This window comes from Phenylobacterium sp., from assembly GCF_036563385.1.
GTDB lineage: Bacteria > Pseudomonadota > Alphaproteobacteria > Caulobacterales > Caulobacteraceae > Phenylobacterium.
In genome coordinates, this window is record NZ_DATCML010000010.1 from 1 (window position 1) to 10,634 (window position 10,634).

14 protein-coding genes, 1 tRNA gene and 1 pseudogene are annotated in these 10,634 nt (G+C 68.4%); 1 reads left to right on the forward strand and 15 read right to left on the reverse strand.

The features are described 5' to 3' along the window. The 13 genes and pseudogenes from VIL67_RS08090 to VIL67_RS08150 form a co-directional block, all read right to left on the reverse strand. Positions 1-480, reverse strand: a pseudogene (locus tag VIL67_RS08090) (DNA-directed RNA polymerase subunit beta); the annotation flags it as partial. A gap of 487 nt (positions 481-967) precedes the next feature. Then, positions 968-1,771 carry a sterol desaturase family protein gene (locus tag VIL67_RS08095; RefSeq protein WP_332048367.1) on the reverse strand — a complete coding sequence of 268 codons (804 nt, stop codon included), beginning with the start codon at positions 1,769-1,771 and terminating at the stop codon, positions 968-970. A gap of 90 nt (positions 1,772-1,861) precedes the next feature. Then, positions 1,862-2,935, reverse strand: a complete 1,074-nt coding sequence (locus VIL67_RS08100; protein ID WP_332048368.1) for a helix-turn-helix domain-containing protein — start codon at positions 2,933-2,935, stop codon at positions 1,862-1,864. Between the two features lie 97 nt (positions 2,936-3,032). Further along, positions 3,033-3,419 carry a 50S ribosomal protein L7/L12 gene (gene rplL / locus VIL67_RS08105; protein WP_332048369.1) on the reverse strand — a complete coding sequence of 129 codons (387 nt, stop codon included), beginning with the start codon at positions 3,417-3,419 and terminating at the stop codon, positions 3,033-3,035. 45 nt (positions 3,420-3,464) lie between these two features. Beyond that, the gene (gene rplJ, locus VIL67_RS08110) at positions 3,465-3,980 is read right to left on the reverse strand and encodes a 50S ribosomal protein L10 (RefSeq protein WP_332048370.1); all 516 of its coding nucleotides are present in this window, start codon (positions 3,978-3,980) and stop codon (positions 3,465-3,467) included. Between the two features lie 319 nt (positions 3,981-4,299). Beyond that, positions 4,300-5,127 (reverse strand): enoyl-CoA hydratase-related protein, encoded by an 828-nt coding sequence (locus tag VIL67_RS08115; protein ID WP_332048371.1) that lies wholly within the window; start codon positions 5,125-5,127, stop codon positions 4,300-4,302. A gap of 4 nt (positions 5,128-5,131) precedes the next feature. After that, positions 5,132-5,632 (reverse strand): GNAT family N-acetyltransferase, encoded by a 501-nt coding sequence (locus VIL67_RS08120; protein ID WP_332048372.1) that lies wholly within the window; start codon positions 5,630-5,632, stop codon positions 5,132-5,134. Positions 5,633-5,639: 7 nt separating this feature from the next. Beyond that, positions 5,640-6,704: a hypothetical protein gene (locus VIL67_RS08125; RefSeq protein WP_332048373.1), complete on the reverse strand. Its 1,065-nt coding sequence runs from the start codon at positions 6,702-6,704 to the stop codon at positions 5,640-5,642. Between the two features lie 134 nt (positions 6,705-6,838). Next, the gene (rplA, locus tag VIL67_RS08130) at positions 6,839-7,528 is read right to left on the reverse strand and encodes a 50S ribosomal protein L1 (protein ID WP_332048374.1); all 690 of its coding nucleotides are present in this window, start codon (positions 7,526-7,528) and stop codon (positions 6,839-6,841) included. A 3-nt stretch (positions 7,529-7,531) separates the two neighbouring features. Continuing rightward, positions 7,532-7,963, reverse strand: coding sequence for a 50S ribosomal protein L11 (rplK, locus tag VIL67_RS08135; protein ID WP_332048375.1), 432 nt, complete (start codon positions 7,961-7,963; stop codon positions 7,532-7,534). A 399-nt stretch (positions 7,964-8,362) separates the two neighbouring features. Then, positions 8,363-8,923 carry a transcription termination/antitermination protein NusG gene (gene nusG / locus VIL67_RS08140; protein WP_332048376.1) on the reverse strand — a complete coding sequence of 187 codons (561 nt, stop codon included), beginning with the start codon at positions 8,921-8,923 and terminating at the stop codon, positions 8,363-8,365. Positions 8,924-8,927: 4 nt separating this feature from the next. After that, positions 8,928-9,230: a preprotein translocase subunit SecE gene (gene secE / locus VIL67_RS08145; RefSeq protein ID WP_332048377.1), complete on the reverse strand. Its 303-nt coding sequence runs from the start codon at positions 9,228-9,230 to the stop codon at positions 8,928-8,930. A 75-nt stretch (positions 9,231-9,305) separates the two neighbouring features. After that, positions 9,306-9,381 (reverse strand) — tRNA-Trp (locus VIL67_RS08150). 193 nt (positions 9,382-9,574) lie between these two features. On the opposite strand from VIL67_RS08150, the gene VIL67_RS08155 reads away from it, so the two are divergent. Beyond that, positions 9,575-9,784, forward strand: a complete 210-nt coding sequence (locus tag VIL67_RS08155; RefSeq protein WP_332048378.1) for a hypothetical protein — start codon at positions 9,575-9,577, stop codon at positions 9,782-9,784. Here VIL67_RS08155 and VIL67_RS08160 read toward each other — a convergent pair. Together VIL67_RS08160 and VIL67_RS08165 are read right to left on the reverse strand one after the other, a co-directional pair. Further along, complete coding sequence (locus VIL67_RS08160; protein WP_332048379.1) at positions 9,781-10,104, reverse strand: hypothetical protein; 324 nt, start codon at positions 10,102-10,104, stop codon at positions 9,781-9,783. The genes VIL67_RS08155 and VIL67_RS08160 overlap by 4 nt on opposite strands. Before the next feature lie 389 nt (positions 10,105-10,493). Continuing rightward, positions 10,494-10,634 (reverse strand): EF-Tu C-terminal domain-related protein (locus VIL67_RS08165; protein WP_473964806.1); only part of this gene is annotated, 141 nt, incomplete at its 5' end.

Genomic DNA, 10,634 nt, shown 5'->3' on the forward strand with positions numbered 1-10,634 from the left:
GCCCGGCGAGCGGTGCATCTGGGAGACGATGACGCGCTGGGTCCCGTTGACGATGAAGGTGCCCTTCTCCGTCATGAGCGGGATGTCGCCCATGTAGACGTCCTGCTCCTTGATGTCCTTCACGGAGCGGGCGCCGGTCTCTTCGTCCGTCTCGAACACGATCAGCCGCAGCTTGACCTTCAGCGGCGCGGCATAGGTCATGTCGCGCTGGACGCATTCCTCGACGTCGTACTTCGGCTCCTCGAACTCGTAGGAGACGTACTCGAGCACCGCGCGCTCGTTGAAGTCCTTGATCGGGAAGACGGACTTGAAGACCGCCTCCACGCCCTCGTCGCGGCGCTCGGCCGGACGCACTTCGCGCTGCAGGAACTGCTCGTACGACGAGCGCTGAACCTCGATGAGGTTCGGCATCTGCACGGCTTCAGGGATGCGGCCGAAAGATTTCCGGATCCGCTTCTTACCGGTGAAGGACTGCGCCATTTTGATCCCTTGAGGACGGGCGGGAACGGACTCGCACCGTCGAGCTTTAGTATCCTGCGTCCACCCTCGTGCTCCCTGTGGGGAGCCGGACGCTGGAAGCCCCTGTGTCGTCAGGGGCGCTCCCTCGCATGGCCGGAGGGCGGCTGGCCATGCCTCGGAGCGTAGACGCGCGAAAAGCCGCGTATCGGAGTCGGAAATTTCGCGAAGAGGCGAAGATAGGCTTTTTCGCGCCGGAAGGGAAGCCCCCTTCTCCGCACTTTTCTCACCCTCTTCGCCCGGAGATCGGAAGCCCCTGAGCCCAGACGAGTTGGCGGCGCCGGGTGGAGATCCCGACGCCGCCTTCTGGTCAGTCCCGGAGATAGTCCCGGGTAGTGCTAGCTTCCGATAGTCTACGCTGGTCGCGCAGGCCCCAAACCAGACAGCCGCTTTGGAAGTTCCCACCCGTTGCGGTAGCGCTAGGTTTTTTTCCTACCGCTTGTAGTGACGCTTATTCGGCCGCGATCGGGGCCGGCGCATTCCCGAACGGACGCCAGGCCACCCGGGCGAAGCGGGCCCGGTACTCGGGGTGTTCGGTGCCCATCCAGCGGTCCCACCAGGTGAACCAGGCGGCGTAGTTCCAGCCGGCCTGGGCGTGGTGCAGGTCGTGGTGCGTGGTGGTGACGATGAAGTCCAGCATCGGCCGGCCGTCTCGGCGCGCCGGCATCAGTTCATAGCCCGAGTGCAGCAGGGTGTTGGTGACGATCTGGTAGAGCATCACCCACTGCATGGCTCTGGACGGCATGGGGAAGACCATCGGCCAGACCACCACGAACCCGATCAGGACCAGCGCCTCGCCGACGTCGAAGCTGTAGGCGGTGAACGGCGAGGGATTGTGGCTGCGATGGTGGCGGCGATGGAAGCGCCGGAACCATCGCGGATGGTGCATGACGCGGTGCGACCAGTAGAACCAGGCGTCGAGGCCGACGATCCCCGCCACCAGCGACATGGCGAACCACGCCGGACCCCAACCGTCGGCCACGTGGGTCAGGGGATAGGCGCCCGCGCGATACATGAAGGCCATCAGCACGCCCACCGTGGCGAAGATCGCCATGGAACGCAGGGAGAAGAAAAGCTCGGTGGCCATCTGCCGGGCCGGCGGGCTCTCGGCGCGGATCTTCCGCGCCTTCAACCACGGGCTCAGCAGCACCCACAGAAGGAGCCAGACGCCCACCGTGAAGACGGCATAGCGCGTTAGGGTCGGCTCGAGCTCGCGCCACCAGATGCGTCCGACCTCTGACAGTATGGCGTCCATGACGGTCTCCTCGTGTTGGCGCCACGAAGGAGAGCGGTGGGAACCGGCCGGCGTCTCGCCGGGGTCGGACGAACCTCGCCGATTTCGGAATCAGACGGCTTCTTTCAGTTCGGGCGAGGCCGCGCCGAGAGAATTGCGTCGCCACGCCGTGGGGGTCGCGCCGGTCGCGGCGCGGAAGGCGCGATTGAAGGGCCCGAGCGATCCGTAGCCGAGGTCGAAGGCGATGGCCGCCACGGTGGTGCGGGCCTCCGCGGGATCGGCCAGCCGCCGCTTGGCCGCTTCGATGCGATGCGCGTTGAGGAAGTCCGCGAAGTTGCGGTGCCCGAGCCGCCCATTGATCAGCCGGCGCAACCGGTGCTCGGGCAGTCCGAGGTCGCGGGCCAGGTCGCCGATCGTCAGCCCTTCGCGCCGCCAGGCCTCCTGCCGCATCAAGGCGTCGAGCCGTTCCAGCGCCAGCCGGTCGGCCGCCTCAGCCCTGGGGTCCGCCCCCGGCTCGAGGCGGCGGGGCGCGCCGAACACCGCAGGATCCGGCCGCAGCATCAGGGCGGCCAGGGACATGGCCAGCAGCGCCACCGGCAGACCGCCGCCGGTGTGGCCGACCGCCAGCTCCAGCCAGGCGTGGTCGCGGGTGAGGCGGTAGCCGAACGAGACGCCCACCTCCAGCACGACGAACAGACAGGCCAGGCCCAGCAACAGGCCGCGGAAGCGCCGCCGCCCCTCCACCAGGTCGCCCGACCAGCCGCGCCAGATGACGCTGGCGGCATGCAGGGCCAGCAGGCCGGCGAACAGGTTGCGGGCGATCCAGATCGGATCGAGCCAGGCAGGCGCCGCCTTCATCACCACGCCCGAGACCAGCATCAGCGCCGCCGGCGCCAGCGTTAGCGGGGTGACCTTGAGGTCGGCGAACACCACCAGCACGAACAGCCAGAAGAGCCCCGCCACCCCGCAGGCGAGCACATAGACCGGCCAGGGCGTGCCCAGCGCCTGCCACAGGTCCAACGACTCATTGATCAGCCAGGAGGCGACGCTGAGGCTGAACAGCGTGGCCGCGATCTTGACGTGCCGGCCGAGGCCGCTGCGCAGGACGCCCACCATGACGACGAGGGTGAGCCCCACCGCGATCCCGTGCACGAAGGCGCTGACCAGGGCGGCGGGTTCGATCATGGGCCGGAGCGTAGCATGGCCATGCGGGCATAGAAAAAGGGCCGGGGGTCGCCCCCCGGCCCTCGATCTTTGGAAGCGTCTGCTGACGCCGCCAGGCTTACTTCACCTGGACGGAGGCGCCGGCTTCTTCGAGCTTCTTCTTGATCTCTTCCGCTTCCTGCTTGGAAACGTTTTCCTTCACGTTCTGCGGAGCGCCTTCGACGAGGTCCTTGGCTTCCTTCAGACCGAGGTCCGGACGGACAGCGCGGACTTCCTTGATCACGTTGATCTTCTTGTCGCCGCCGCCGGTCAGAACAACGGTGAACTCGGTTTGCTCTTCAGCGGCTTCGGCCGGAGCCGCGCCACCCGCGCCCGGAGCGGCGGCCACGGCCACCGGAGCGGCGGCGGACACGCCCCACTTTTCTTCGAGCAGCTTGGAGAGCTCAGCGGCTTCCATGACGGTCAGGGCGGACAGGTCGTCCACGAGCTTTTGCAGGTCGGCCATTTCAGTTGGTCCTTAGATTGATAGGGGTTGTCGGGAAGATGACGATCAGGCGGCGTCTTTGGTCGCGTACGCGTTGAAGACGCGCGCCAGCTGACCCGCCGGCGCCTGCAGGACGCCCGCGACCTTGGTCGCCGGAGCCTGGATGAGGCCGATGAGCTTGGCGCGGAGCTGGTCGAGGGACGGCAGGGTCGCGAGCGCGGTCACCGCAGCCTTGTCCAGCACCTGTTCACCCATGAAGCCGCCAACGACGGAGAACTTGTCGTTGTCCTTGGCGTACTGGGTCGCGACCTTGGCGGCCGACACCGGATCCGGCGCGAAGGCGATGGCGACGGGACCCTTGAAGAGGCTGTCGCCCGCTTCGCCGATCGCACCGTCCAGAGCCTTCTGGGCCAGGGTGTTCTTGACCACCTTCAGCTGGGCGCCCTGCTCGCGCAGACGGCCCCGCAGATCGGTCATTTCCGCAACGGTCAGACCCATGTAGTGGGTCACGACCACGGCGCCGGCAGCCGCGAAATCGCTCTTCAGCGACTCGATGGCTTCCTGCTTTTGAGCGCGGTCCATTGCGGTCTCCATACTCAGGTTCGACCCGCGCGGGATGCGCGAGCCGGTAAGCTACCTGTCGAGTGAGAGAAGCCGCAGCCGCACGCCGCAGCCCGGAGGGCTCGGTCGCGGACTATCATCTTCCCGTCTCCCGGCGGCCGAAGGAGGGCTCTCCTCCGCGTTATGGCGCCAGGCGACCCCTGGCTCCCCGCAGTTCTCTGACAGGCCCAGGGGTCTCAGGAAGGCCCCTGCCCTCGCCGTTCCCCGGAGGGACCGACGTGAAGGCGCGGCTCATACAGGAAAGCCCTCGCGAACTCAACCGCCCGGTTCGCGCCGCACGTCAGCCGCGCCAGGCAGGCGGCCGCTTCTCGGTCCAGGCCTTCACGCCTTCCTTGTAGTCGGGCTCGCGGACCATCGCCTCGAGCAGGGCCTCCGCCGCGCGCACCGAGCTCGCCGCGTCGCGGTGCAGGTCGCGGTAGATCTGCCGCTTGGTTTCCCGGGCCGAGCCGGGCGCGACCGATCGGGCGAGGGTTCGGGCGTAGGCCACCGCCTCGTCCATCAGCCGCTCGGGCGCGACGATGCGGTTCAGGAACCCCATCGCCATGGCCTCCTCGGCCGTGAACACCCGCGAGGACAGCAGAATGTCGTTGGCATGCGTCAGGCCGACGATCCTCGGCAGCAACCAGGACAGCCCGAACTCCGCCGGAAAATTGAAGCGTCCGTGGGCCGCCGTGAACTTCGCGCCGGGCGCGCAGAACCGCAGGTCCGCGAAGGCGGCCAGCACCAGGCCGACGCCGGCCGCCGCGCCGTTGATCGCCGCCAGGATCGGCTTGCCGACCCCGAAGTGGTAGGCGAAGGCCGCGTCGAAGGCCGGATCGACGCCGTAGCCCGGCGTGGCGATGTCCTGCGGCGTGCCCGGATCGTAGCCGCCCTTCTCGGAATGGCCCTCGAGCGCCTGCAGGTCGGCGCCGGCGCAGAACGCCTGGCCCTCAGGATCGCCGGTGACGACGATCGCGCGCACCACGGGGTCGGCGTCGGCCTGCGCCAGGATCCAGCGGTACTCGGTGTGCATCCGCCCGGTCCAGGCGTTGCGCCGCTTCGGGCGCGAGAGGGTGACGAGGGCGACCCCGTCCTCCAGGACCTCGTATCGGGTGGTCTTCAGTTCCATGGCCTCACCCTGCCACGGTCAGGCGCAGGACGGGACCGTTCCAGCGCGCATCGTCGCGATCCAGCGCCTCGATCGGGCCGGAGGCGGCGGCGGCGGCCACCTGCAGCCAGAAGGCCTGGGCGGGCAGGTTGCGCCTCGCGACGGCGATCTCCCAGAGACCCGGCCGCGCCCGCATCGCCGCCAGCGCCGCCGCCCGGCCCACGCCGCCGCGGCGGTAGGGCCGCCCGACGAAGAACTCGCCCATGTTGAAATCGCACGGCAGGCCCGAGTGGCCCTCGCGGTTGATCAGCACAAAGCCTGCTGGCCGGCCATCGGCGCGGATCAGCAAGGCCTCCCCGCCGGGCTCGTCCCAGAAGGCGTCCAGCGGCGGATAGCGGCCGAAGCGGCCGTCCTCCTGGAAGTCGGCCTGCCGGCTGATCCAGAAGTCCGCGAAGTCATGGACGTAGAACTGGAAGAGGTTGGCCACGACTTCCCGCCGCTCGGGCCCGCACGGCTCCAGCTCCACGCCCATCTCAGTAGAGCGGCTCGAAGCCGAACACCCAGGGGGTGTCCGTGTCGACCTTCACCCGCACCGCCTTCAGCTCGGGCGCCCCGTAGACCTGCAGGCGGGTGATGTTGGCGTAGAGCGGCGGCTTGGCCTCGCCTTGGCTGACCATGAACGGGCGGTCGATCACCAGGTCGTGGTAGTCGCCGTTGATCAGCAGCACGGGCTTGCCGAACTTCGCCGCCTCGTCGCGGATGGCGAACACCGTCCAGTAGAACGGGCCGTCGCTCCCGCCGCGCACGGCCTTGCCGGTGAAGTCGCCGCCCTCGCCCTCCACGAAGAGCCCGGCCTGCAGGGCCAGGACCACCGCCTTGGCGTTCTTCGCCCTGGCCTCGGCGAAAGCGGCCTTGATCCACGCCACGTTGGCGCGGTTGCGGGCCACCGCCTCGCGCAGGCGGACCTCGTCGTTCAGCGTCACCCCGTTGCCGGAGCCCGGCACGCTGATCGTGGCGAAGACCACGCCGCCCCTCTCCCAGCGGGTGTTCTCCGCCGTCTGGGTGTCCGGCATGACGTCGGTCTGGCGCACCAGGGGCATGGCGCGGCCGCCCAGGCTCTGCGGCTTGCCGAAGTAGGTCTGGCGGATCGTCCTCAGGCTGCCCAGCGGGTCGGCGAAACCGGCCGCCGACCACGCGCCGTCGAACGCCCGCAGCGGCAGCAGCAGGGCGAGATCCTGCGGCGTCGCCTTGCCTGCGGTGTAGCGATGGTAGGCCTCCAGCACGTCGGGCCGCCGGCAGTCCACCCACTCGTTGTCCCCCGGGGTGTAGACCACCGGATGGTCGAACTTGGCGAACTGGGCCAGCACATAGCTGTGGTTGGCCTCGGTGCACGGCTCCGCGCCCCATGTGTCTCCCACATGGATCGAGAAGGCCGGCCTCGCCCGGTTGATGGTCTGGATCAGGGCGTCATAGACCGGCAGGTCGCGCGGCAGGTTGTAGGCGGTGTCGCCCAGGGCCACGAACTCGAACCGCTCGGCCTTGGCCGCCGGAACTCCCAGGGCCAGCGCGGCCACGACCGCCAGGAACGCACGCCACATCGCACCACCCTCCCCTGCTGCTTCGCAGAACAGCGTAGCGCGAACGGCCGCGCTTGGGCGAGCCGCCACAAACGAAAAGGGCGCGGACCTCGCGGCCCGCGCCCTTCCCTTGGTCTCTCTCAGGTCGCCGGCGCCTAGGCGCCCAGCGAGCCCGCGTCCACCTTGAAGCCCGGCCCCATCGTCGAGGAGAGGCTGATCTTCTTGATGTAGGTGCCCTTGGCGCCCGACGGCTTGGCGCGGTTCAGCGCGTCCACCAGGGCCCGCACGTTGGCCAGCAGCTGGTCTTCCGTGAACGAGGCCTTGCCGATGCCGGCGTGGATGATGCCGGTCTTCTCGGTGCGGAACTCGATCGCGCCGCCCTTGGCGTCCTTGACGGCCTGGGCGACGTTCGGGGTCACGGTGCCGACACGCGGGTTCGGCATCAGGCCGCGCGGGCCCAGCACCTTACCGAGGCGGCCCACCAGGGCCATCATGTCGGGGGTCGCGATCACGCGGTCGAAGTCCATGAAGCCGCCTTGGATGCGCTCCACCAGGTCTTCGGCGCCGACCACGTCGGCCCCGGCGGCCTGGGCCTCGGCGGCCTTGGCTTCCTTGGCGATCACGGCCACGCGGACGTCACGGCCGGTGCCGGACGGCAAGCTGACCACGCCGCGGACCTGCTGGTCGGCGTGACGCGGGTCGACGCCCAGGTTCACGGCGATCTCGATGGTCTCGTCGAACTTGGCGTTGGCGTTGGCCTTCACCAGCTTGACGGCGTCTTCGACCCCGTGGGCGGCCGTGCGGTCGCCGGTCCACTTCTGGGTGCGCTTCGGTTGCTTCGCCATCTCTTAGGCCTCCACGATCTGCAGGCCCATCGAGCGGGCGGAGCCCTCGATGATGCGGGCGGCGGCCTCGACGTCGTTGGCGTTGAGGTCCTTCATCTTCTTCTCGGCGATCTCGCGCAGCTGGGTGCGGGTGATCTTGCCGACCGTCTCGCGGCCGGTGGTCTTCGCGCCGGACTTAATGCCCGCGGCCTGCTTGATGTAGTAGGTCGCCGGCGGGGTCTTCGTGACGAAGGTGAAGGACTTGTCCTGATAGACCGTGATCACGGTCGGCAGGGGCGTGCCCTTCTGTTCCTTCTCGGTGCGGGCGTTGAACTCCTTGCAGAAGCCCATGATGTTGACGCCGCGCTGGCCGAGCGCCGGCCCGATGGGCGGCGACGGGGTGGCGGAGCCCGCGGGCACCTGCAGCTTGATGTAGCCCAGAATCTTCTTGGCCATCTTTGCTCCTCATGGCCGGGAAGCCCGGCCGGATTGAGCCGTGGTCGTTGCGGGGTCGCGTTGGCCACCCCCTCCCACGGATTTGAACTCGCCAGCATCCCGGCGAAGCGCGCGCATGTACCAGCAACCCCACCCGGAAACAACCGCGGCGCTGGAAGAACCACGGAAATACACGGACATGCAGGAACGGCGGCCGGCCTCCGGCGCGGCGGAGCCGCAATATTGTCCACGAACCACACGAACGCGACCGATCCGCGCCGCCTGGGACCCCGTTCGTGTGGTTCGTGTCGTTCGTGGACCAGAACGACCGGGCTCACCGTCGCATAGCCCAAAAAGAAAGGGCGGCCCCGCAGGACCGCCCTTCCGTGTCTTCCGTGTGTTCCGTGGTTCTTCGAGAACCTAGGCGATCTTTTCGACCTGGCCGTATTCGAGCTCCACCGGGGTGGCGCGGCCGAAGATGGACACCGTGACCCGCAGGCGGGCGCGCTCCTCATCGACCTGTTCCACCGAGCCGTTGAAGCTGGCGAACGGACCGTCGGTGACGCGCACCTGCTCGCCGATCTCGAAGGTGACGGTCGGCTTCGGCCGCTCCACGCCCTCTTCGATGGCGCCGATGATGCGGGCCACTTCCTTCTCCGACACCGGGATCGGCTTGGACCCGGAGCCCAGGAAACCGGTCACCTTCGGGGTGTTCTTGATCAGGTGATAGGCCTCGTCGGTCATCTCCATCTTCACCAGCACGTAGCCGGGGAAGAACTTGCGCTCAGAGTTGACCTTACGGCCGCGGCGGATCTCCACCACGTCCTCGGTGGGCACCAGGATTTCGGAGAAGTTCTCGTCGAGGCCCTGGGCGTGAGCCTGTTCCTTGATCGACTCCGCCACCTTCTTCTCGAAGTTCGAGTAGGCGTGGACGATGTACCACTTGTGGCGCGGGTTAGCTTGCGTTGCGGCTTCGGACATTTCTTTACCCGGCGTTCGCCAGACGGAGGACGAGGGACAGCAGGAAGCGGATGGCATTGTCCGCGACCCAGAAGAACACGGCGGCCAGGGCGACCATGATCGCCACCATGACCGAGGTGATCCAGGTTTCCTTGCGGCTCGTCCAGGTGATCTTGCGGGCCTCGGCGCGCACTTCCCTCAGGAACTGGCCGGGGCTGGTCTTCTTCTTGGGCGGCTGGGCGACGGCCGCCGGCGCGCTCATGACCGCAGCCGTCTTGGCGGCGCGGTTCTTCATCGCTTGCGGGGTCGAGCCCGGTTTCCTGGCCATGGCGGCGTCTTCAAACTCGTCGGTTGGGGGCGGCGTCGGCCGGCCCCGGTTCATTGCGCTTGGACATATATAGGGTGGCAGGAGTGGAGGGACTCGAACCCCCGGCCCTCGGTTTTGGAGACCGATGCTCTACCAGCTGAGCTACACTCCTACGACCAGCCCAATTTCGGCCCGGCGCTCCGTCAATGAAGAGCGCGCCGGAAAGCGGCAGGCCGTCCGGCGCGTTCGGCTCATCGCCGGAGCCGGCTCATCTAGCAGGCGGGTCTGCGCCGGGCAAGGCGGGATCGAAGGGCCGTCCCGGCCGTTCCGGATGCCACACGACGCACCCCAGTCCCGAGGCGAGCATGGCCGGCCAGGATCTTGAGAAGCAGTACAATCGCGACGACGAGATGAAGCCCGGCAGCCCGCCGCGGCCGTCCCAGGAGCCGGACGGCTCCGAAGGCTCGACGCAGAACGCCAAGACCATGACCGATCCAGCCACGGGCGCGCCCCTGCCGGGCGCGCCCGCGCCGAACCAGTCAGACGCCGATCAGACCGACAACCTCGACCGCTAGCGCCCGGTGGCGGGCGGCGCCGGCGCCGCGCACTGCAGGCCCTGGTACTCGACCTTGACGTCGGTGAGCTTGGGCCCGCAGGCTGTCACCTCGCCCGCCGCCATGCCGGTCACCGCCACCGCGACCCCGCGCGAGAGGTCGATCCCCGCCCCGGTGACGTCATAGGCCTTGCCGCCCGAGGTCACCGTCACGCAATCCGGCTGCGGCGCCTTGGGGCACCCGATGGCGACCACCTTCTGGCCCTGCGCCTCGCCGCCGGAGGCCTGGGCGCTGCTCGTCGCGCCTTCGCCGCACCCCACAAGGGCCATCGCCGAAGCCATGGCCGCCAAACTCCCTGATACGCGCATGCGTCGTTCCCCTGGCACACGTCCTGTCCCCGTTCGGACCGGTCAACTGTGCGCCCGGACTCGGAGCCCGGCAACGGGAATTTCGCCGTTATGTCGAATGGGTAAGTGTCTGTTTTCCTTTGGGGCCGCTGCACCTTGGACGCGAGGCGCGGCCTCACGACGCAACCGGCGCGCGCGACCTCCACGTAGCGGGTCACGAGCCTTCGGAGCCACACGACGGGCCGGCGGAGCCGCACGGCCACGCTTCCTGCCGTTGTCCGTGTGGTGCGTCGACCGGGCTTCGCCGCGGGGGCGTTTGGCCAAAGAATAAGGCCGTCGGGTCGCCCCGACGGCCTCTCTCGTGTCGCTCGTGTAGCTAAGGGCTACTCGATGATCTTGGCCACCACGCCGGCGCCGACGGTCCGGCCGCCTTCGCGGATGGCGAAGCGCAGGCCCTGGTCCATGGCGATCGGCGTGATCAGCTCGACGTCCAGCTCGGCGTTGTCGCCGGGCATGATCATCTC

What these genes read in the sequence shown, in the direction of transcription:
- VIL67_RS08095 (WP_332048367.1), bottom strand. Translation starts at nt 1,771, where the DNA reads ATGGACGCCATACTGTCAGAGGTCGGACGCATCTGGTGGCGCGAGCTC.
- VIL67_RS08100 (WP_332048368.1), bottom strand. Translation starts at nt 2,935, where the DNA reads ATGATCGAACCCGCCGCCCTGGTCAGCGCCTTCGTGCACGGGATCGCG.
- rplL (WP_332048369.1), bottom strand. Translation starts at nt 3,419, where the DNA reads ATGGCCGACCTGCAAAAGCTCGTGGACGACCTGTCCGCCCTGACCGTC.
- rplJ (WP_332048370.1), bottom strand. Translation starts at nt 3,980, where the DNA reads ATGGACCGCGCTCAAAAGCAGGAAGCCATCGAGTCGCTGAAGAGCGAT.
- VIL67_RS08115 (WP_332048371.1), bottom strand. Translation starts at nt 5,127, where the DNA reads ATGGAACTGAAGACCACCCGATACGAGGTCCTGGAGGACGGGGTCGCC.
- VIL67_RS08125 (WP_332048373.1), bottom strand. Translation starts at nt 6,704, where the DNA reads ATGTGGCGTGCGTTCCTGGCGGTCGTGGCCGCGCTGGCCCTGGGAGTT.
- rplA (WP_332048374.1), bottom strand. Translation starts at nt 7,528, where the DNA reads ATGGCGAAGCAACCGAAGCGCACCCAGAAGTGGACCGGCGACCGCACG.
- rplK (WP_332048375.1), bottom strand. Translation starts at nt 7,963, where the DNA reads ATGGCCAAGAAGATTCTGGGCTACATCAAGCTGCAGGTGCCCGCGGGC.
- nusG (WP_332048376.1), bottom strand. Translation starts at nt 8,923, where the DNA reads ATGTCCGAAGCCGCAACGCAAGCTAACCCGCGCCACAAGTGGTACATC.
- secE (WP_332048377.1), bottom strand. Translation starts at nt 9,230, where the DNA reads ATGGCCAGGAAACCGGGCTCGACCCCGCAAGCGATGAAGAACCGCGCC.
- VIL67_RS08155 (WP_332048378.1), top strand. Translation starts at nt 9,575, where the DNA reads ATGGCCGGCCAGGATCTTGAGAAGCAGTACAATCGCGACGACGAGATG.
- VIL67_RS08160 (WP_332048379.1), bottom strand. Translation starts at nt 10,104, where the DNA reads ATGGCTTCGGCGATGGCCCTTGTGGGGTGCGGCGAAGGCGCGACGAGC.